Source organism: Pseudoalteromonas sp. CuT4-3, assembly GCF_035666335.1.
Classification (GTDB): domain Bacteria; phylum Pseudomonadota; class Gammaproteobacteria; order Enterobacterales; family Alteromonadaceae; genus Pseudoalteromonas; species Pseudoalteromonas atlantica.
Genome location: NZ_CP142031.1, coordinates 272657 through 295459 on the forward strand (window position 1 = coordinate 272657; position 22803 = coordinate 295459).

Below are 22803 nucleotides of genomic sequence, written 5' to 3' on the forward strand. Positions count from 1 at the left end.
AGTAAATGGACGCACTTTCGCAGTTGTTTTATCTGCACGGTATCGGTTATGAGTTTACTAAATACACGGGCGAGCAGGTTATATTTAGCGAAGACACGCGCAAACGTGCCTTACAATGTTGTGGTGTAAATACCGAAGATGAACACCAAATAGCGCAGCTTAATTATCAATTAGATGTTGCGCCTTGGTTAGAGTTAGCACCCGATACCAGCTTAGTGAATTTAACTGATAACCTTTTTTATATTCGCATAGATGAGCGTCAACGTGATTTACCTGTTGCGATAACGTTGCCAAAGTTAAACGTTACCTATGAGCGTGCTAATTTACATAATTTGGCTATTACGGGCGATTACTATGTACATGGCGTGCGTTATATTGAAGTAGCAGTGCCGTTAGGGGCTATTCCGGTAGGTTATCATCAGGCGCTGGTTAGTGTAGGGGAGCAAAGCAAAGAGATTCAATTGTGGGCCACTCCAGAAAAAGTTTTTCAAGTAGATGATACTAAGCGCACTGGGCTTTCGCTGCAGTTGTACACAGTTAAAAACAAAGCAGGCCTAGGTGTAGGGGATTTTAATGATTTACTAGAGCTATGTGACTTATGTGCACAGCAACACATGGACTACATATTACTCAACCCATTACATTTGCTGTTTGCACAGCAGAGTGAGCGAGCCAGCCCCTATAGCCCTAATAGCCGTGCGTTATTAAATCCTTTGTACATTTGTGTTGAACTATCAGCTGATGCTAAAAACAATCCACAATTAGATGCTTTGTTACACAGTGATGAGGTAAAAGCGCTTTTTAACAGCAATGAACAGTTTATAAATTATGAAAAAGTAAGCGCCGTTAAATATGCATTATTTAAAGCGCTATTTAGTCATTTTGAAGCACATGCCAGCGCTTCACGACGCGATGAGTTTGCCCAGTTTTGCAAACAAAACGCCCAGACCCTAACTACGCTAAATTCAGCCAATCCTACCTTTGATTACTACTTACAATGGCAGGCTAAATTACAATTAAGCCATTGTCAGCAGCACTGTTTAAATAAAGGCATGGCAATAGGTTTAATTAATGACCTTGCTGTTGGTTGTGCAGGAGATGGCGTTGAGTATCAATCTCAGCAATCACTTTTTAGTGATAATGCCAATGTTGGCGCACCGCCAGACCCTTGGGCGCAAGCAGGGCAAAATTGGGGGCTGCCTGCGCTTAACCCGCAACAATTAAAAAATGATCACTTTGCCTTTTATCGCTCACTTATTAGCGCAAACATGCAAGGCGTTGGCGGTTTGCGCATTGATCACGTTATGGCACTAAGGCGCTTATGGTGGTGCTTTGAAAATAATCACACACAAGATGGCTGTTATGTTTATTACCCTTTCGAGCACTTATTGGCTATTTTAAAAATAGAGTCTCACCTTAATCAGTGCATAGTAATAGGTGAAGACTTAGGCATAGTCCCGCCCGAGGTAAAACACGCACTTGCTGTGAGTGGTATTTATTCAAATAGCTTATTTTATTTTGAAAAACAACATGATGGTGAGTTTTTACCATTACAAGAATTACCTAAGCATTGTTTAATTATGATAGCGAATCATGACGTACCGCCATTTTGCGGCTGGTGGCAAACAGATGATTTAGATATTAAACGTCAGTATCAGCTTATTGATAATCAGCAGTACCAACAGCAATTGCACGAACGACAACAAGAAAAACAACGATTACTGCGTTTTATACAGTTACATAGCGCAGAGCAACTTAGCGAAACTAGCGATGCTATGTGCGTTTACGGTGAACTTGCCAAAGCACTTGCACACAGTGAGACCCGTTTATTTGCACTTCAGCTTGATGATTTAGATAAACAAACGTATCCGGTGAATATACCCGGTACTAATACCGAATACCCAAATTGGCGCCGTGTTTTAACTCATTCAAGCAACGCTATTTTTAAAAATAATGCCAGTACCTTGGCTGCAGTTAATTCAATAAGGAAAGGATATGAGTAGTACCGCACCAAAGGATTCATTACAGACCCATTATGACGCACAGGTAACTGCACTACAAGGCGGCAGATTTAAAGACCCTTTTAGTTTTTTAGGGACACATGCTTATAAAAATGGCTACGAAATACGCGTGTATTTACCCGCGGCTAAAAATGTAAATATTATTATTAATGATAAAAAAGTTATTGCTAAGCGTTATAACAGTAGCGATTTATTTATTGCAACAAGCAACGAAATGCCAACGCAGCCTTATAAGTGCAACATTGAATATGCAAACTCAGCATTATGTTTTTACGATGAATATAGCTTTGCAAGCAGCCTAGATACAGATGCAATGTATTTATTTAACGAAGGCAGTTTAGAGCATGCATATAAACATTTAGGCGCTCACTTTATTAATCAACAAGGGGTTGATGGAGTGCGTTTTTGTGTGTGGGCGCCTAATGCAGCCAGTGTATCTGTTATCGGCGAATTTAACCTTTGGCAAGCTAATCGTCATTATATGCGTTTTCATCCTGCGTGTGATGTATGGGAGCTTTTTATCGCAGGGCTTCAGCCCGATACCTGTTATAAATTTTCTATTGTGACACAGCAAGGCGATGTGCTTGAAAAAGCAGATCCGTTTGCCTTTAAAATGCAGCAAGCTCCGGGTACGGCCAGTGTGTTACAACAGCAAGCAACGCCTATTTCGCTGAGTGATAGCGAGCTTAAAAATCGTCAAAAGCGTAACCATATAGACGCGCCCATAAGTATTTACGAAGTGCACTTAGGGTCATGGCAAAGGGCTGAAGAAAACCGCTATTTAAGCTATAGCGAACTTGCCGACAAACTGGTTAATTACACGCTTGAAATGGGCTTTACGCATATTCAATTAATGCCAATAAGTGAATATCCGTTTGATGGCTCTTGGGGTTACCAGCCAGTGGGGTTGTTTGCACCAACTAGTCGCTTTGGTGATTACAGCAGTTTTAAATACTTTGTTCAGCAGTGCCACAAAGCAAACTTAGGCGTGCTACTTGATTGGGTGCCTGGGCATTTTCCTAGTGATCCGCATGGTTTACACCACTTTGACGGCACGCATTTATTTGAGCATGCCGATATTCGACAAGGCTTTCATCCTGATTGGAATACCTATATTTATAATTACGACCGCCCGGAGGTTAAAAGCTTTTTAATCTCTAATGCGATGTATTGGCTAGAGCAATTTGGCCTTGATGGACTGCGCGTAGATGCGGTGGCTTCAATGCTTTATTTAGATTACAGCCGCAAAGAAGGTGAATGGGTTGCCAATTGTTATGGTGGGCGAGAAAACCTAGGCGCTATTGAGTGCTTAAAGCAGGTAAATTTGCGTAGTTATAAAAATAATCAGGGCATTATGATGGTGGCTGAAGAGTCGACCGCGTGGCCGGGAGTCACTCAAAGTGTTGATCACAATGGCTTAGGCTTTGGCTACAAGTGGAATATGGGGTGGATGAACGACAGCCTTCATTACATGCAACATGATCCGCTTTATAGGCAGCATCATCATCACGAAATGACGTTTTCGATGGTGTACGCATTTAGCGAAAATTACATTTTACCGCTAAGTCATGACGAAGTTGTACATGGTAAAGGCTCATTAATTGAAAAAATGCCTGGTGATGATTGGCAAAAATTTGCCAATCTACGTGCGTATTACGCATTTATGTGGGCGCACCCAGGCAAAAAGCTGCTGTTTATGGGCGGCGAAATAGCACAGCGAAAAGAATGGGATCACAACCATTCTATTGATTGGCATTTGCTAGAGCATAAAAGCCACCGCGGTATACAAAACACTGTACAAGCGCTTAATACTGCTTATAAGCAGTCCCCTGCACTGTATGAACTCGACTCAAGCTCTGCGGGTTTTGAATGGATAGATAACAACAATAACGAGCAAAGTATATTTAGTTTTGTACGTTATGCTAAAAATGCCCACGACTTTATTGTAGTAGTGGCAAACTTTACGCCTGTTTCTTATCAAGAGTATGAAATTGGGGTACCCGCAGCGGGTAAGTATAAGGTTATTTTAAACACCGATGATGACGCTTTTTTTGGCTCAGGTATTAAAGTAACAACAAACAAAAACGCCACGGTTAGTAGCGTTAAGGCAAGCGCTCATGGCTTTTCGCATAGCATTAAAATTGCAATGGGCGGGTTAACGACTATTTATTTACAAAAGGTTGAAGATGAGTAATCGATTTGAGGTTTCACATGGGCAACCACAGCCACTTGGCGCAACTATTAGCAGTGGCGGCGTTAACTTTAGCTTGTACGCACCTAAAGCAACACAAGCTTATGTGTGCTTATTTGATAAAAGTGGGCACTCTGAAATATTAAAAGTAACCATGCATATCAACGAAGGCGGTATATGGACAGCCCATGTAGCACCCTTAGCCGAAGGCGCATTATATGGTTATCGCGTAGAAGGGGAGTACAGTCCTGAAAAAGGTCTGCTGTTTAACGAGCACAAGTTGCTGATAGACCCTTATGCAAAAGACTTATTTGGCGAATTTACATGGAGTGAGCGCCACTATGGGCAAATGCCTATTGGCACGAAAAGCACCGTTAATAATGCCATTGATATACCTAAATCACGGGTTGTTAATAGCCAGCCTTATAAACATAAAAAGCCAAACCATAGCTGGTCTAATATCGTTATTTATGAGTGCCATGTAAAAGGCGCCACGTGCCGACACCCTAATATGCCTAAAAATTTGCAAGGCAAGTTTTTAGGCTTAAGCCACCCTAGCTTTATTGAGCATTTGCATAATTTAGGGGTTACCGCACTAGAGCTGCTCCCTGTACATGCTTTTATAAGTGAGCAGTTTTTAACGGCAAAGGGGCTGCAAAATTATTGGGGCTACAACACACTTAACTTTTTTACCCCGCATAAAGATTATTTAGTTGATGATGACATTAACGAATTTAAGCGCATGGTTAGCGAGCTTCATAAAGCAGATATAGAGGTTATTTTAGATGTGGTTTATAACCACACCGCAGAAGCGGGCGCCGATGGGCCGATTTTATCGCTCAGGGGGTTAGATAACCTAGCTTACTACCGAACGGTGGCTGATAAGCCTCAGGTGTATATAAACGATACAGGCTGCGGTAACACCATTAATATTGATCATCCTAAAACCTTAAAGCTGGTACTTGATAGCTTACGTTATTGGGTGCAAGTAATGGGAGTAGACGGATTTAGGTTTGATTTAGCCACCATTTTAGGCAGAAATGCCCATGGTTTTAATAGCGCCCATGCATTTTTTCAAGCCATTGAACAAGACCCTGTATTAAGCCGTGTAAAGCTTATTAGTGAGCCCTGGGATATAGGGCCAGGAGGTTATCAACTGGGGGCTTTTGCTGCACCTTGGCGAGAGTGGAATGACCAATACAGAGATGTAATACGCCGATTTTGGCAAAGCGAAGAAGGCGTTATTGCAAATGTAGCAAAGCGTATTCATGGCTCATTTGATATTTTTGAGCACAGCCAGCGCGGGCCGCTAAACAGTATTAATTTTATTACCAGCCATGATGGTTTTACGCTTGCCGATTTGGTGAGTTATGAGCATAAACATAATGAAGCGAATGGCGAGCAAAATCGCGATGGCCACAGCGCTAATCATTCCACCAATTGTGGTGTTGAAGGATTTACTAATGATGCCAAAATTATTGCCCTAAGGCTGCAGCAACAAAAGAACTTTTTACTTACGCTAATACTCTCAAAAGGGGTGCCTATGATTGCCTCAGGCAGTGAAATGGGTCACTCGCAAGGGGGCAATAATAATGCGTATTGTCAAAATAACCGCACCAGTTGGTTGGCATGGAAAGACTCACAGCTAAATCATTCACTAACCCGATTTATTGACGATGCACTAAAAATAAGGCGTGGTCACAGTGCGTTTAAACACAGTGTGTTTTCAGAAGATATTGACGAGCGCTTTACGGTTAAATGGTTTACCGAGCAAGGCGTAAAAATGACCAACGAGCATTGGCACGAGCCACAGCGCCAGTTTTTAATGTATAGCTTGTTAGATAAGCAAAATAAATACGCCTTATTAATCATTTTAAATGCGAGTAAAAAAACAGTTTTTTGTAAGTTACCCCCATCGCCTATCGCGGCGCAATGGGAGATGGTTTTATCAAGTGTACATAACGCATCGGTGAGTAGTAAAGAGGATGCAATAGTCGAAATTTCAGCACAAAGCAGCTGGGTTTTTAGTGCAAATTTAGAGGACGATGGTCATGTCTAAGCAAGACGAAAATGTGTGTGTGGTAAAAGGGTGGCAAGAAGGCCCTGTAATTGATGAAAGCACTTTAAAAGATGATTTAACTCGGCACTTTTATTACAGTTTAGGGCGTGACAAAGTGGGTGAGTCGCAACTGTATTTATATCATGCACTTGCGCTGACAATCAGAGATCGGCTGGTTGCACGTTGCAGAGAAACCAAACAACAAATCAAGCAAGAAAAACGCCGTAAAACAGCTTACCTATCGCTGGAATTTTTAATGGGTAGAGCACTTGGTAATGCAATTTTAAATCTCGACTTAGACGAGCAAGTCTCCAGTGCACTGCAAGAGTATTGCACCACAATTGAAACCGTAGCCCAGGCAGAGCACGATGCAGGGCTAGGTAATGGTGGCCTTGGGCGTTTAGCTGCCTGCTTTTTAGATAGCTGTGCAAGCCTTGCGCTTCCCGTGGTTGGTTACGGTATTCGCTACGAATACGGTATGTTTAACCAATCATTAAAAAATGGCCACCAAGTTGAGCAGCCCGATAACTGGCTTCGTGAGGGGCACCCGTGGGAGCTTGCCGCGCCTGAGCAATCACAACGAGTGAAGTTTTTTGGGCACGTACAAAGTTATACCGACAAACATGGGCGCGAACACCGTCAATGGGTTGGTTGTCACGACGTATTAGCTGTGCCATATGATGTGCCTATTCCTGGTTATAAAAACGACATTGTTAATACGCTAAGGCTATGGAAATCAGAAGCGACCGACGAATTTAATTTAACCGAGTTTAACGCGGGGAGTTATTCAGAAGCGGTAGCGCAAAAAAACCTAGCAGAACAAATTACAATGGTGCTTTACCCAAATGACAGCAGCGAAAATGGTAAAGAGCTTAGATTGCGCCAACAGTACTTTTTATCATCAGCGAGTATTCAAGATATTGTATCGCAATGGGTTGAACAGTACGGCGAAGACTTTAGTGACTTTGCAGCCCATCATGTATTTCAATTAAACGATACGCACCCAAGTATTGCCGTGGCAGAGTTAATGCGCATTTTAGTTGATGACTACGAGCTTGATTGGGATAACGCGTGGGAAATTACAACCAGCACAATGGCTTACACTAACCACACTCTATTGCCAGAGGCATTAGAAAAATGGTCAGTGCCGCTTTTTGCAAAACTATTGCCGCGAATTTTAGAAATTATTTATGAAATAAACGCTCGCTTTTTAGCGCAAGTGGCTCAGCATTGGCCAGGCGATGCAAGTAAGCAGCGTGCGCTTTCGTTAATTGAAGAAGGCGACGTGCCGCAAATACGCATGGCTTATTTAGCGATTGTGGGTAGCTATTCGGTAAATGGTGTGGCCGCACTACATACCCAACTTTTAAAAGAAGGGCTATTTAAAACCTTTTACGAGCTTTGGCCTAACAAGTTTAATAATAAAACCAACGGGGTTACGCCAAGGCGTTGGTTAGCACACTGCAACCCGGCCTTGAGTCATTTAATTACAGAAAAAATTGGCTCAAAATGGGTTAGCGATTTTGCAGATATAAGCCAATTACGCCGCTACTTCGACGACACCGCGTTTCATCAGCAATGGCAAAATGTTAAACGCGAAAACAAACAACGTCTCGTCGATTTGGTGAAAGAGCGCTGTGGTGTTGATTTTGATGTAGAGATGATGTTTGACGTACAAGTTAAACGTATTCACGAATACAAACGCCAGTTATTAAATGTACTTCATGTTATTCATTTATATGACCGTATACGCCGAGGCGATACCACAAACTTAGTACCACGTTGTGTGCTTCTAGGGGGTAAAGCCGCCCCTGGTTATTACATGGCTAAAAAAATAATTAAGTTAATTAATAACGTAGCTGAGGTTATTAATAAAGACCCACTTGCAGCGCCTTATTTACGAGTTGCGTTTTTACCAAATTATAATGTAACCGCAATGGAAACTATTTGCCCTGCAACCGATTTATCAGAGCAAGTATCGACCGCAGGTAAAGAAGCATCAGGCACCGGTAACATGAAGTTTATGATGAATGGTGCGCTTACTATTGGTACGTTAGATGGGGCGAATATTGAAATTAGAGACGCTGTTGGCGCTGATAACTTCTTTTTGTTTGGTGCGCAGGCTCATCAAATTGATGATATTAAATCGCGATATAACCCTTCTCATTTAATAGAGCAAAACAGCGACCTAAGCCATGTAATGCAGTTACTCGAAAGCGGGCAATTTAACCTGTTTGAGCCTAATTTATTTGACGACATTATTAATGCTATTAAAAGCCCTCACGATCCGTGGTTGGTTGCACATGACTTTGAAAGCTATGTGGCAGCGCAAAAGCAGGTAGAGGCTGCGTATCAAGACCAAACGCATTGGACGCAAATGAGTATTTTAAATACGGCCGCAAGTGGCATATTTTCAAGCGATAGAACCATAAGCCAATACAGTGAAGATATTTGGCACCTAACCCCCCTAACTATTAGTGAAACAGACTTACACGCAACTACGAGCCATGCCACTAAGAGCACAGACTAAACGGAGAGAGTATTATGCCTAGTTATGCAAATCGTTACATAAGTAGCTTAACCCGAGATACGTACGCGTTAATACTGGCTGGTGGACGCGGCTCACGCTTACACGAATTGACAGATTGGCGCGCAAAGCCCGCTGTTTATTTTGGCGGTAAGCACCGTATTATCGATTTTCCATTATCAAATTGTATCAATTCGGGTGTGAGGCGTGTAGGCATAGCCACACAGTACAAATCGCACTCTTTGATTCGTCATGTTAATCGCGCCTGGGGCCATTTTAAAAAGGAGCTGGGGGAGTCGGTTGAAATTTTACCCGCATCTCAGCGTAATGGCGATGAGTGGTATTGTGGGACTGCCGATGCGGTTTTTCAAAACATGGATATTATTCGCCACGAACTGCCAAAATATGTGATGATTTTGTCAGGCGATCACGTTTATCGAATGGATTACGGCGCTCTATTAGCCGAGCATGTGCAAAAAGGCGCCGACATGACAGTATGTTGCCTTGAAGTACCTGTTGAAGAGGCTGCAGATACCTTTGGGGTAATGACTGTTGATGAAAAAAATCGGGTATGTCGCTTTGATGAGAAACCTTCGATCCCCAGCTCTGTCCCTGGTAAGCCAGGTACCTGCTTAGCCTCTATGGGCAACTATGTGTTTAATACTGAGTTTTTATTTGAGCAGCTAAAAAAAGATGCTGAAAATGAAGGTTCTGGCCGCGACTTTGGGCACGATATTATTCCGGCAATTATAGAAGAGCACAGTGTGTATGCGTTTCCGTTTAGAGATCCCATGCAAGAAGGGCAACCTTATTGGCGCGATGTAGGAACGTTAGACTCGTTTTGGGAGGCCAATATGGAATTGGTAATGCCCGAGCCACAGCTAGACTTATACGATCCAACCTGGCCTATTTGGACCTACCAAGAGCAGTTGCCACCGGCTAAGTTTATTTTTGATGATGAAGATAGACGCGGTATGGCGGTAGACTCAACGGTATCAGGAGGGTGTATTGTATCGGGCTCAGTGGTTAGAAAATCACTGCTGTTTTCAAACGTGCACGTGCGTTCATTTTGCGAAATAGAGCAATCGGTTATTTTACCCGGGGCTCTCATTAATCGTCATTGTAAAATTAAGCGAGCCATAATTGATCGAAGCTGTGAAATACCCGCAGGGCTTGAAATTGGCTACGATAGAAAAGCCGATGAAGAAAATGGCTTTAGGGTGTCTAAAAAAGGCATCGTATTAGTCACCCGTGATATGCTCACGGAACTTGCTAAAAAGCTTGAACGCCAAGCTCACGAAAATAAAAAGTTCGCTTAAAATCGGATGCGAATAACAAAGGTTAAGGAAGTAGTAAATAAATGCATGTATTAATGGTTGCCGCAGAAAACGATGCTTTACCAAACGCTAAAGTGGGCGGGGTAGCAGATGTAGTCAGAGATGCCCCAAAAGCACTAGCAGCACAAGGCGTGAGCGTAGATGTTGTTATTCCTGATTATGGGTTTGAGCAACTGCAACGTGAATATATAGGTGATGTCACTGTTATATTTAGAGCGCAGCCACAGGTATTATCTTTATTTAAAATAAGTGATGACAACACACACATTAATCAATTTGTTATTTCGCACCCACTGTTTAGCCAATCGGGTTCGGTGTATTGCAATGACGAACCCGGACGACCTTTTGCTACTGATGCAACAAAATATGCATTATTTAGTGCCGCTCTATGTGAAGCGCTGCTAGAGGGTTTAATAATGCGCCCTCAAGCACTGCATTTACACGATTGGCATAGCGCGTGTGTCGCCGTATTATTAAAATTTGATAAACGCTACGATACCCTCGCTAATTTACATATTGCCTATACAGTTCATAATTTAGCATTGCAAGGGATCAGGCCTTTTAAGCACGACGACTCGAGTTTAGAGGCTTGGTTTCCTTCGTTAGGTTATAACGGGCAACATTTGTGCGACCCTCGTTACCCACACTGTTTTAATCCTATGCGCAGTGCTATAAATTTGGCAGATAAAGTTCATTTAGTCTCACCTACTTACAGTACCGAGGTACTAAAGCCGAGTAATTATCAGCAAGGTTTTTTTGGTGGAGAAGGTTTAGAACTTGATTTACAAAATCAATCGGCTCAAGGCAAGGTTGTGGGAATATTAAATGGCTGTGAATACCCTGAGCAAAACCCTGAGCAGGTTACTTTATCGCTCTTGTATGAGCGTATTGAACATACTTTATTTAACTGGATGGCAAAACATGAGCAGCTTGAAACGAGCTACTATGTGGCGCATCAGCGCATGCTGCAGTTTAAAAACACGCCAATAGATGGGCCCCTTGTAACAAGTGTTGGTAGGCTGACCGAGCAAAAGGTGTTATTACTTTGCCAACAATACGGTAATGTATTAGCGCTTGATAAAGTGTGTGAAATAATTAACCGTTTTAAAGGTCGTCTTATTATTTTAGGCTCTGGTGACAAAACCCTTGAAAGCATTTTTACCAAAGCTATGGCACGCAATGCAAACTTATTGTTTTTAAAAGGTTATGGGCAAGGTATTGGCGATAGCCTATATGAGCTTGGGGATTTATTTTTAATGCCAAGCTCGTTTGAACCTTGCGGAATTAGTCAAATGCTTGCTATGCGCGCAGGGCAACCTTGTTTAGTACACAGTGTTGGCGGTTTAAAAGACACCGTAAGCCACAACAACAATGGCTTTGCATTTTCTGGCGGCTCGTTGGATGAGCAAGTTGATGGGTTAATGACATGCTTAACTGAAACCCTTACGCTAAAACAGCAAAATCCTAAGCAATGGAGTAACATTACAGCTAATGCTAAAGGAGCACGTTTTTCGTGGGAAACGGTCGCTGCTGATTATATTTCAAGCATGTATTGCTAAATCATTAAAATTAAACGCAGTAGAAGTGACATTTATACCTATTTACGCTATTAATTACTTAGTTTGAGTATATAAATAAGAAGTAGGTAATGTGTCTGTATTTGTTGCAAGGCAAGCAATATTCAATCGTAAGCAAAATGTAGTTGCTTACGAGCTTTTATTTCGTAATAGTGCTGAAAACTTTTTTCCCGATATAGAAGAAGGTCAAGCAACTGCTCGCCTAATAATGGAAAACCAGCTTAATTTAGGCACACGCCACATCACCTCAGGTAAAACGGCACTGATAAATATAGGCCCAGACTCTTTAAAGCACAATTTATGTGACTTTTTACCCTGTAAAGATGTGGTCATTGAGCTGTTAGAAACCATTGAACCCACCGACGATAACTATCAGCTTTGCAGAGAGCTTTTTCATAAAAACTATAAACTCGCATTAGATGACTTTGTTTATAACGAGCAATGGGAGCGATTTTTAAAGTTTATTAAGCTAGTAAAGTTTGATATTGCGCAAACGCCTTTATCAGATATTGCTGAGATTGTAGAAAAACTAAAACAGCATAAAAAAATAAAAATATTAGCAGAAAAAATAGAAACCCAAGCCGATTATCACCAAGCACATAAAATGGGGTTTGATTACTTCCAAGGCTACTTTTTTGCCAAGCCCACAATGCACGAACAGCAAGACATTGATTATAACTATGCGGTAGTTGTGGCTATTTACGCGCAAGTAATGAAACCAAGTCCAGATATAAAGCAAATTAGTACGTTATTTGAAGCCGATGCGGCCTTGGCTTATAAGCTTATGCGGCTAATTAACAGCGGTGTTTTTCCAATTCAGAGTAAAATATCATCTATTAAACAGGCGTTAGTGTATTTAGGGCATGAGCGTTTAAAAAAGTTTGTTAGTTTAATTGTTACCGCGCACACCGCGGGTAAAAAGCCAGCAGAATTAATGCAAGTGTGTGTAGTTAGAGCACGCTTTTGTGAGCTAATAGCAAAGCAGGTGTCTAAATCGTTGGCGGGTGAGGCGTTTTTAACCGGCTTGTTTTCGTTACTAGATGCGATACTCGATCAACCTATGAGTTTATTAGTCGAAAAATTACCTTTTCCTGATGATATTAAAGCGGCGTTATTAAACGAAAAAAACACCCTATATTATATTTTAAATGTAGTACAAGCGTACGAAACAGGTAGCTGGTGGACATTAGAAAAAGCCGTTATATTACTTAATGTTAAAAGTGATGTGCTGCCAGGGTTATATAATCAAGCCGTAGATTGGGCAGATAATTATAAAAATAATAGTTAAAGGACAGTAACCGCTCATTATGCGAAATTATAATATGGACTTTATTCGCGGCATTGCCGTGCTTTGCTTGGTGTATATGAATGGCTATGCGTTTGGCTTAATGGATTATAGCTATATTCCTTTATCTACCCCGCCTTTTAGCGACACCCTTATCCATGCTGTGAGTACTTTTTTTGTTGATGGCCGATTTAGAACGCTGTTTAGCTTACTGTTTGGGGCAGGGCTTTATATTCAGTGGCAAAAAGTTAAATCAACAGCACCTTTAAAAGCGCGATTGCATTGGCTTATCATTTTTGGTTTGGTACATGGTTTTTTACTTTGGGCTGGCGACATTTTATTTTTGTACGGTGTATCTGCCTGGTTTGCCCTAAAATATTTACAAAGTAATAACCAACTGCTTGTAAAAAGGGCAGGGGAGTTTCTTTTAATTGGTTGTGTAGCCACGGGGTTGGTGCTTTTTAGTGCGCCTGATGAGGTCGTTTATCGTGATTCAGCACAATATATCGATTTATATAGCCCTCATTACAGCGATTACTTTTTGAGTAACCTAGGTATGAATATATTAATGCTGGTAGCTGTTCCTATCATGATCATGTGGCTGTGCGTAGGGCTAATGCTGATTGGCATATATTTATATAAAAATGAGGTTTTTAGTAAAGGTTTAACTAAGCCGAAACTTATTGTTTGCATAGCTGGCGCCTTTATTTTTTCAGGCATGAGGCTTTATACGTCAAAGTTTACAGGAGGAGCAGGGTTAGCCATACAAGAGTTTATAAATACCTTTGCCGCATTGTTCATGGCTGTATTTTATATTCATCTCATCGTTAAATTTTGTAATAACCGTGCTCATGTGGGCCAGCTTATTCAGCAGGCGGGGCGCTTAGCTTTTACCTTATATATATGCCAAACACTGATGCAGCTGTTGCTTTATAAAGTGTTGTATCCGCAGTGGGTATTAAGTTTTAACCGAATAGACTATTGGATAGTCGCGACTGGCCTGGTTAGCGGGCAGCTATTGTTTACAGCTTTATATTGTCGCTATTATGAGCAAGGGCCGCTGGAATATGTTTGGCGCAGGTTAACTCAAGCAAAAATTGCAAAAATTAATGCGTAAAGGTTTAAATTAGGGGCGAAAAATAATGGCGTGTGGTTTACACTAGTCGCCTTTAAAATTAGGACCATTAAGTGCCATGACCGAATTAAAACGTTTAAATAAATTTATTAGTGAAACAGGTTTTTGTTCACGCCGTGAAGCCGATAAATATATTGAGCAAGGTCGTGTAACGGTTAATGGTAATACGTCTGAAATGGGCGTAAAAGTGGCTGATACCGATACTGTTTTAGTCGATGGAAAACCGCTGCGCGAAAAACCAAAACGCGTGTACATTGCGTATAATAAGCCAGTGGGTATTACCTGTACCACCGAGAGTAAAATTCAAAGTAATATTGTCAAAGCCGTTAATTATCCCACCCGTATATTTCCTATCGGCCGTTTAGACAGGCCTTCAGAAGGATTGATTTTTTTAACTAACGAAGGCGATATCGTTAATAAAATTTTGCGAGCGGGTAATAACCACGAAAAAGAATACGTGGTGACAGTTGATAAACCACTCAATCGCCAATTTGTGAGCAAAATGGCCAACGGTATTCCTATTTTAGATACCGTTACAAAAAAATGTAAAGTGACACAAACAGCTCCGCAAGAATTTAAAATTGTGCTTACGCAGGGTTTAAACCGCCAAATTCGTCGTATGTGTGAATACCTAGGTTATGAAGTTGTGACCCTTAAACGTACCCGCATTATGAATGTAACGTTAAAGGGCTTAAAAGTAGGCCAGTGGCGACATTTAACCGACGTAGAAATGGCACAAATTAATGACTCCATTGCTGATTCGGGTAAAACGCAAGAGCATTCGGTTGATACCAATAAGCAAAATGCCAATAACAAACGCGAGCCTAAAAAGCGTGATTTTCAGGGGGAAAACCCACGCGCCTTTAATAATGAGCGAGGCACTCGCACTCAAAGAAGTAATACCCCTTTTCAAAAGCGCTCAACCACCTATGTAGGTAAAGGGGGAGCTAGCAAAAATACGCAAGGCGATAGCAAAAGCGCAAACAACAAAAAGCCAGCAAACGGTAAAGCGCGTTCATCTGGCACATTAAGTTTAAAAAAATAGCGTGCACACTTACCATTGTATTTGATGTACAACGTTACCGAGTGGGCTTTTAACGCCCACGATGTTTATTTTCTCATTTTTTAGCCGCTTTAATGCTGGTTTATCTAAATACCACCTAAAAGAGCGCTTTCTGTAAGTTTGTAAATCAAGCACAACCAGTTTTGCGCAGCTGTATTCGTAATCACTCGGGCACGCCTCTACAGCCAGTAGCTGGTACTCTTGCTGCCAGCTATTGTCGCTATAATAATACGTCCATAACTTTACTGAAATACAAAAACTAGCCCACAGCCATAAATAAACCAAAACCGGTATAAACAAAATACCCAGCCAGCCCCTAAGCCGTCCATAGTGCTCTAGATAATCTTTAAAATTTGATTTAAACGTTTTGCATGCGTTGTACTTTTTGTATCCGTACATCCCCCCTGCAATACTAATTATTACTGACAAAACAGGAAGCAGCTTATGTGTTAAAAAATCATAAGCGGTATTGGCAATAAAGGGGGGATCGAGATTTTCATCCCAAGCAATAAAAAATAGGGGTGGGAATAGTAAACTAGTGGTAATTATTATTCTAAAAAGTTGTTTTGCTGTCATTTGAGGGGTTATTTATAAAACACAACGCCAATATAAAGTAAAAAAAGTCCTAAATAAACGGCTAATGCAGATACGCTGTTTTTAGAGCGCAGCCGTGTAATTAAATCGTAAGTACCGTCAAACATGCCTGTTATTACCAATGTAATACCGCCCGTGAAACGGTAGTTGTTTAAATCTACATTGCCATTTTCGTCGGTTATAAAGCGAAAATAGCCAAAGAGAATACAAATACAACCTAGTTTATTAAGTCCATCTTTAACCTCGGTTTAAATAATAAAAAACGCAGCTACTGTGAGGTAAGCTGCGTTTTAAATGTCCTTTAAGGCTTTTAAATTACTTTCTAGGCTCGTAGTCTATTCTAAATACAACAGTATAAAGCACAGGTACTACGATAAGCGTGAGTATGGTTGCAAAACCTAAACCAAACATAATAGTTACCGCCATTGACTGGAAGAACACGTCAAACAACAGCGGGATCATACCTAAAATGGTGGTAATAGCCGCCATGGCTACAGGGCGTACACGGCTAACGCCAGATTCAAACACAGCTTGATAAGGCGATTTACCATCGCGAAGCTCAAGATTTATTTGATCGACCAACACAATGCCGTTTTTAATTAGCATCCCGCTTAAACTTAGTAATCCAAGTAGTGCCATAAAGCTAAATGGCGCATTCATTATTAACATGCCCGCACTCACACCAATAATGGCAAGTGGCACTGTAGCCCAAATAACTAAAGGCTGTTTAAGTGAATTGAACAGCAGTACGGTTACCGCAAACATCGCTAAATAACCCAGCGGTAATGAGCCAAATATAGCGGCTTGCGCATCCGATGACGACTCATACTCGCCGCCCCATTCTAATTTGTAGCCACGCGGTAGCTCTATTGCCTCTACGGGCCCGCGCACGCGTGCAAATAACTTAGCGGCAGTTTCATCGCCTAATACGTTGTGATCGGCCATTACCGTTATTGTGCGCTTTCTGTCGCGGCGCATAATTAGGCTGTCTTCCCATTCAACCACAAATTCGTCAACCACTTGCGTTACTGGCACAAATACACCCAATACAGGGCTGTATATTTGTAAATCGTGAACGCTTTCTACATTTAGGCGCTCATTTGCCGGTGAGCGAGCAATAATTGGCAAAAGTTGCGTACCATCACGATATACACCCACTTGCTTGCCCGAAAGGCTAGTAAGCAGTACATCATCAAGGTCAGATTTGCTAATACCTAAGCGGCGCGCTTTTTGTTCGTTAAATTGAGGGCGAATCATTTTAGTGCGTGCGCGCCAATCATCACGAATATTATAAGCGCCGTCGTCCTGTGCGATAACTTCTTCAGCCTGGGCGGCTAATTGTCTAAGTATTACCGGATCGGGGCCTGTAAAGCGTGCTTCAATTTTAGCATCGGATGATGGGCCAATTTCCATAGGCTTAATTTTAAGCTCAGCTGAAAGCGGTGTATTTTGCGAGTATTCACGCACTTTTTGCATCACTACAGCCACCGCCTCGCGGTTTTTTACTCTAATAATGAGCTGCCCGTATGACGAGTACGACTTTTGCGGTGCATAAGTAAGCATAAAGCGTGGAGCACCTTGGCCTGTAGTACTGGTTATTTCTTCAACTAGCTCTTCTTTTTGAAGGTAGTTTTCAAGCTTTTTAATTCCCTCTAGCGTTGCTCTTATGTCGGAGCCTTGTTGCTGCCAGTAATCTACATAAAACATAGGCGTGTTAGAGGCTGGGAAAAACGATTGTTTAACCGCACCAAAACCAACCACAGCCGAGCAAAGGAGCACGACCATAAGCACAAGCGTGGTTTTACGATAATGCATAGACACATCCAAAAGTGCTTTATAGCCGGTAAAAATAAAGCCTTGGTATGGGTCGTCATCTTCCTCTTCGCCCTCAGCATTTTTAGCTTTTTTAAACTCATCTTGTTTAAACATTAAATTTGCAAAAAATGGCGTAAGCGTAATGGCGGTGATCCAGCTTAGTAAAAGCGATATAAACAATACCCAAAATAAGCTACCCGCAAATTCACCGGTCGCATCAGAGCTTAGGCCAATAGGGGCAAACGCAGTAATACCAATAACTGTAGCGCCTAGTAGCGGCCATTTAGTTTGTTCTACAATATTAACCGCAGCTTTTAACTTAGTTTGGCCACGCTTTAAATTTATTAATATGCCTTCGGTTACTACTATGGCGTTATCTACCAGCATACCAAGGGCAATAATAAGCGCACCCAGAGAAATACGTTGCAGGTCTATGGCGAACAACTTCATAAATATAAAGGTGCCTAAAACGGTGAGTAATAAAATACCGCCAATTAAAATACCGCTTTTAAACCCCATGAATATAAGCAGTACTACGATTACAATGGCAATCGCCTCTACTAGGCTGACAATAAAGCCATCTACCGATTTTTCTACTTCTTTAGGTTGGTTATACACCGATTCTACATGTATGCCATGTGGGCGCTGGTACTCAAGCTCTGCTAAGTGCTCGTCAATACGTTTACCTACATCTACTACGTTCACGCTATTCATAAACGAAACGCCAATTAAAAGCGCTTGTTCTGAGTTGTAGCGAATAACATTGCTGGGTACTTCTGCGTATTCTCTAAATACTTTGGCTACATCACCTAAGTAAATAAGCTCGCTAGCACCGGGTTTAGATATAAGTAGGGTTTCGAGCTCTTTAACATCTTTAAATTCGCCGGTTGGGTGAAAGCGTATAGACTCATCGCCCACTCTAATTTTACCTGCGTTAGAGACTGTATTTTGCGATTGCAGTAAACCAAAAATATGGCTTGGGGCAATACCGAGCTGCGCTAATTTACGGGTAGACACTTCAACCATTACTTGAGGCTGTTGCTCACCAGCAATGGTCACTTTACTCACACCTTTAACCAGTACGAGTTCACGCTTTAAGTAATCGGTGTAATCTTTAAGTTCATCATAAGAGTAGCCATCGCCGGTAACCGCATACATAACGCCGTATACATCACCAAAGTCATCTAAAATGGTGCTTGGGTAAACGCCACTCGGGAGTGAAGGCGCTAAATCGTTAATTTTACGGCGCATTTCATCCCAAATTTGGCGCAGCTGCTCTTTTTGGTAGGTGCTTTTCATTTCTACCGATATTTGCGACTTACCATTTGAGGAAATAGAGGTCACATAATCTACGTAGGGGAGTTGCTGAATCGCGTTTTCGATAGGAAAGGTGACTTCTTCCTCTACTTGTTGTGGCGATGCACCCGGATACATAGTAATAACCATGGCGGTTTTAAGCGTAAACTCTGGGTCTTCTAGTTGGCCTAAATCAAAGTACGACACACTTCCGCCAATTAACAGCAGTAGTGCAAACATCCAGCTAATTACTTTTTTCTCTATGGAGAGTTGCGCAAAGCTCATAATTATAAGCCTCGCTCTTTATTCCATGGACTTACTTTCATGCCTTCATCTAATGAGTGTACGCCAGCAGAGACGACAATTTGGCCTTCTTTAATACCGCTTAACACTTCAATGCCGTCGCGGTGTACTTGGCCCACTTTAACGGCTTGTTTATTAACAACACCAGTTTCTGGGTTATATATCCACACATAGGCGTTATCTGACACGCTTTCTTTAGCTTCAGAAAAAACCGACTCAACCGGCAAAATAGTGTAAGCCACTTGCGAGCTGGTTACTTTTGATAAATCGATAAATACACGGCCCGTCATCCCTGCAAGTAGGTTAAAGTCTTTAGGCACTGGTAGCGAAAAAACAACTTTGTAGGTAAGCGTAGTAGGATCGGCCTGCGTGTCCCACTCTTTTAAATCAAGGGTGTACTCTTTATTATCATAACCGTCAAACACAACGGTAGGGTGGTAGTCACTGCCTTTTTTAATGCGCGCTATTATTTTTTCAGGAACTTGGATTTCTACATCCATTAAATCGCGGGTCTCTAGGCGTAAAATGTTTTGCTTGGCTTGAATGTTTTCAAAGTTTTTAACAAATACTTTGGCTACAGTTCCTGCAAATGGGGCGCGCAGCTCGCTGTATTCTAGGTTGGTTTCGGCAATTTTAAAGGCAGACTCTGCCACTTGCATATTGGCCAATGCTTCATCGTACTCTGATTGACTTGCGACTCTTTTTTCAAGTAATTGTTCAATGCGGCTAAGTTGTGATTTAGCAAGCTCATAACGGGCTTTTCTATCATCGTACTGTAATTGAAAGTCCTCTGGGTCAAGCTTTGCTAAAAGTTGTCCTTTTTCAACTTCTTCACCTGCTAATACCGGAAACTCAACTAGTTCACCATTGACTCTAAATGCTAAGTACGAGCCTTGGTTAGCAACCACTTCAGCAGGAAAGCTGCGCACATTTGTTTGCGAATCATGTCCTATATTGAATAACTTTACAGGCCTAATGGGCTCTTCTTTTACTTGCTTTTCTGGCTCAGAACAGGCCATTAAGGTAAGTAAAGTCGTAGTAAGTATACATAGACGAAAGAGTTTCATGTCTTCTCCGTGGCAATGATGGGCAAAATAATTAAGTGCAGGATACGCCGCAACCATATAAAATAAAATTCATTAAATTTTAGAAACATAATAAGTTTTATTTATGATCATGTTGAGCGCAGTATGAAGCTGAATCAATTACAAATTTTAGATGCCATTGTACAAAGTGCAAGTTTAAGTGGCGCGGCGCTTAAATTACATAAAACTCAGCCTGCGCTTACCTTAGCAATTAAAAACCTAGAAGCAAAAATTGGCTTTGAACTACTCGATAGAAGCAAGTACCGATTACAGTTAACTGAAAAAGGGCGTGTTTTTCATCGCGAAGCTCAACAATTATTGCATGCAAATGATGAGCTGGCACAGCTTGCTAAAGAGCTTGCGCTGGGTAACGAGCCACAATATCGAATTTGCTACGAGCAAATTTGTCAAAAAGACAGTTATAACGAGATCATAAGTAATACTTTTAGACTATTTAAGCGTACGGAGTTTAATTTAACCAGTGGTAAACGCTTTGTCTCTTTAGAACAAGTAAATAGTGGGCAAGTGGAGTTAGGCATAGGCCCCTGGTTTGACTTATTTCATGCAACAGGGCACTTAGAGAGCCTACCTATTGGTAAATTAAACATTGGTATTATTGCAGCTACTAATGCGTTTCCTAAGTACATGACCTTTAATGAGCTACAAAATTACCCGTGTTTGGCCATGTTTGAAAGTGACTTAAGCATAGACACCGACAAGCTTTCTTACTCAAAAGGTTCTGCCTTAATGAAGATTGACGATGTTACCAATTTAAAGTCGTTTTTGCTTGCTGGTGCCGGCTGGGCAATGATGAACATAGACTATTGCGCCCCTGAAATAGAAGCAGGGCTGTTGCAGCAAATACAGATAAACGACAGAGAAGATGAGTTTGGTATAGAAGTACGTGCATTTAGGCGTGATGCAATACACCATGGCCCTATTGCGCGCTCTATTTGGGAGCAATTTAAAGTACTCAGTGAGGCGTACGTCAATGACCGATAATATTGATAAAGAAACCCTCATCTACACCATTATTGCAAATATACCTGCAGGTTTTGTTGCAAGCTACGGGCAAGTAGCAACGCTTGCCGGTTATCCGCAAAATTCACGCTTAGTAGGGCGCCTTTTAAAGCAAATGCCAGATGATTCTGTTATACCGTGGCACAGAGTAGTAAACAGCCAGGGTAAAATATCATTTCCTGCAGGCAGTGATAAATACCAAGAGCAGCGCCAAAAGCTATTATTAGAAGGGGTTAGCTTTAAAAACGGCAAAGTAAATATGCGCGAGTATAGATGGCAGTAGTGAACGTATTGTCGTAAAAGAGCTTTTAAAGGCTGATTTATTACAAGTGTGCGGCTAACTTTTTTTGTTATTAGCTAGCGTAAATCTACAAAAAATAGGGTTATTCAGCCTTTAACACAACCTCCTTATCTAGCTTTGTGAATGAAAAACTTACAATGAAAAGCGATATATTTTCTATTTTTTACACAATAAAAATATATACGGCAAAGTAAAAACACCTCCACACCTACCTATAGCTAAAATGGCATTAAATCAATTAAGCGTCGAGATTTGGCATAACACTTGAACTACTTATTAGTTGTAAATAGATATTGAGCATACCAAATGCTGGCTCAAGGGCATGTTTAAAAATGGTATCTCATTTACAAAAAGGTAAAAGCGTAAGTAATCCTCAAGCCATCTTAAAAGTGACTGATAAATTATTTGAAAAATATGTTTTTTCACATCGCTAGTGATAAATGATCAAGGTGATGAAGTGTAAATGTTTAGTTTTAAGCATGAGGGTTATTAAAACCAAATATTAAGGACTAACAAACTATGACTGACCCAACTTTATTGATTTTAATGTACTTTGTGATCCCTGTTTGGCTTGCTGCTGGCATTGCTGATTGGTTTTGTCATCGACGTAGTAATATTTCTACAACCAGCGGTGCTAAAGAGTCATTTATTCATTTATTAATGTTTGCCGAAGTGGGCATCCCGTTAATCCTAGTTTTAATTTTTGAAGTTAATAGTTTGATTATTGCCCTTTGTATTGTGTTGTTTTTTCTGCATGAGCTTACAGCAATGTGGGATGTAACTTATGCAGTAAGTAAGCGAAGGGTAGGGCCTATAGAGCAACATATACACAGTTTTTTAGAAATGATACCCCTGTTAGCTTTGGTATTAATTATTGCGCGCCATTGGGAGCAATTTACCGCTTTATTTACACCTGGCGGCTTTCCTCCTGACTTTACGCTGCAATTAAAAGCCTCTCCTTTACCGATAACTTACTTGGCAACGGTGCTATTTATAGCACTTGCGTTAGAATTTACGCCTTATTTAGAAGAGTTCATTCGCGGTATACGTGCTAAAAAAGATAACACTTAATCTGCTTGAGTTATTTAAGCAGTTAATTTATGCGTGTCTAAATAGGCACGCTCTTGCTCACACTGAGCTAAATAGTGCTGCGTGAGCACAGGTTTTAGTACCAAGCTAAGGTGCTGTCTAAGG

The 22803-nt window shown here is 41.2% G+C and carries 15 protein-coding genes; 12 read left to right on the forward strand and 3 right to left on the reverse strand.

Annotation, left to right across the window (positions count from 1 at the left end; genetic code table 11):
• Positions 1-5: 5 nt before the first annotated feature.
• The 9 genes from malQ to rluF all read left to right on the forward strand — a co-directional run bounded on the left by malQ (position 6) and on the right by rluF (position 15177).
• The gene (gene malQ, locus VOI46_RS18165; protein ID WP_004586436.1) at positions 6-2003 is read left to right on the forward strand and encodes a 4-alpha-glucanotransferase; all 1998 of its coding nucleotides are present in this window, start codon (positions 6-8) and stop codon (positions 2001-2003) included.
• On the forward strand, positions 1996-4215 hold the full coding sequence (gene glgB, locus VOI46_RS18170; RefSeq protein ID WP_282337374.1) for a 1,4-alpha-glucan branching protein GlgB: 2220 nt from the start codon (positions 1996-1998) through the stop codon (positions 4213-4215). The genes malQ and glgB overlap by 8 nt, the downstream gene beginning before the upstream one ends.
• Positions 4208-6271, forward strand: a complete 2064-nt coding sequence (gene glgX, locus VOI46_RS18175; RefSeq protein WP_004586434.1) for a glycogen debranching protein GlgX — start codon at positions 4208-4210, stop codon at positions 6269-6271. The genes glgB and glgX overlap by 8 nt, the downstream gene beginning before the upstream one ends.
• Positions 6264-8801: a glycogen/starch/alpha-glucan phosphorylase gene (locus VOI46_RS18180; RefSeq protein WP_004586433.1), complete on the forward strand. Its 2538-nt coding sequence runs from the start codon at positions 6264-6266 to the stop codon at positions 8799-8801. Before glgX ends, VOI46_RS18180 begins: the two co-directional genes overlap by 8 nt.
• A gap of 14 nt (positions 8802-8815) precedes the next feature.
• The gene (gene glgC, locus VOI46_RS18185; protein ID WP_004586432.1) at positions 8816-10117 is read left to right on the forward strand and encodes a glucose-1-phosphate adenylyltransferase; all 1302 of its coding nucleotides are present in this window, start codon (positions 8816-8818) and stop codon (positions 10115-10117) included.
• Positions 10118-10158: 41 nt separating this feature from the next.
• Positions 10159-11694 carry a glycogen/starch synthase gene (locus VOI46_RS18190; protein WP_004586431.1) on the forward strand — a complete coding sequence of 512 codons (1536 nt, stop codon included), beginning with the start codon at positions 10159-10161 and terminating at the stop codon, positions 11692-11694.
• A 91-nt stretch (positions 11695-11785) separates the two neighbouring features.
• On the forward strand, positions 11786-13000 hold the full coding sequence (locus tag VOI46_RS18195) for an HDOD domain-containing protein (RefSeq protein WP_004586430.1): 1215 nt from the start codon (positions 11786-11788) through the stop codon (positions 12998-13000).
• A gap of 34 nt (positions 13001-13034) precedes the next feature.
• Positions 13035-14114 carry a DUF418 domain-containing protein gene (locus VOI46_RS18200; protein WP_324738368.1) on the forward strand — a complete coding sequence of 360 codons (1080 nt, stop codon included), beginning with the start codon at positions 13035-13037 and terminating at the stop codon, positions 14112-14114.
• Between the two features lie 76 nt (positions 14115-14190).
• The gene (gene rluF / locus VOI46_RS18205; RefSeq protein ID WP_004586428.1) at positions 14191-15177 is read left to right on the forward strand and encodes a 23S rRNA pseudouridine(2604) synthase RluF; all 987 of its coding nucleotides are present in this window, start codon (positions 14191-14193) and stop codon (positions 15175-15177) included.
• A gap of 9 nt (positions 15178-15186) precedes the next feature.
• Here the strand turns inward: rluF and VOI46_RS18210 are convergent, their stop codons facing one another.
• The 3 genes from VOI46_RS18210 to VOI46_RS18220 form a co-directional block, all read right to left on the reverse strand.
• Positions 15187-15624 carry a hypothetical protein gene (locus tag VOI46_RS18210; protein ID WP_232423969.1) on the reverse strand — a complete coding sequence of 146 codons (438 nt, stop codon included), beginning with the start codon at positions 15622-15624 and terminating at the stop codon, positions 15187-15189.
• 480 nt (positions 15625-16104) lie between these two features.
• Positions 16105-19185: an efflux RND transporter permease subunit gene (locus VOI46_RS18215; RefSeq protein ID WP_004586426.1), complete on the reverse strand. Its 3081-nt coding sequence runs from the start codon at positions 19183-19185 to the stop codon at positions 16105-16107.
• Positions 19186-19187: 2 nt separating this feature from the next.
• The gene (locus tag VOI46_RS18220) at positions 19188-20270 is read right to left on the reverse strand and encodes an efflux RND transporter periplasmic adaptor subunit (protein WP_004586425.1); all 1083 of its coding nucleotides are present in this window, start codon (positions 20268-20270) and stop codon (positions 19188-19190) included.
• 123 nt (positions 20271-20393) lie between these two features.
• Between VOI46_RS18220 and VOI46_RS18225 the strand changes: the two genes are divergently transcribed.
• The 3 genes from VOI46_RS18225 to VOI46_RS18235 all read left to right on the forward strand — a co-directional run bounded on the left by VOI46_RS18225 (position 20394) and on the right by VOI46_RS18235 (position 22680).
• Positions 20394-21290 (forward strand): LysR family transcriptional regulator, encoded by an 897-nt coding sequence (locus tag VOI46_RS18225; RefSeq protein WP_004586424.1) that lies wholly within the window; start codon positions 20394-20396, stop codon positions 21288-21290.
• Positions 21280-21591, forward strand: coding sequence for an MGMT family protein (locus tag VOI46_RS18230; RefSeq protein ID WP_004586423.1), 312 nt, complete (start codon positions 21280-21282; stop codon positions 21589-21591). Before VOI46_RS18225 ends, VOI46_RS18230 begins: the two co-directional genes overlap by 11 nt.
• A 537-nt stretch (positions 21592-22128) precedes the next feature.
• Entirely contained in the window at positions 22129-22680 is a 552-nt protein-coding gene (locus tag VOI46_RS18235) for a hypothetical protein (RefSeq protein ID WP_004586422.1), read from the forward strand.
• Positions 22681-22803 lie beyond the last annotated feature (123 nt).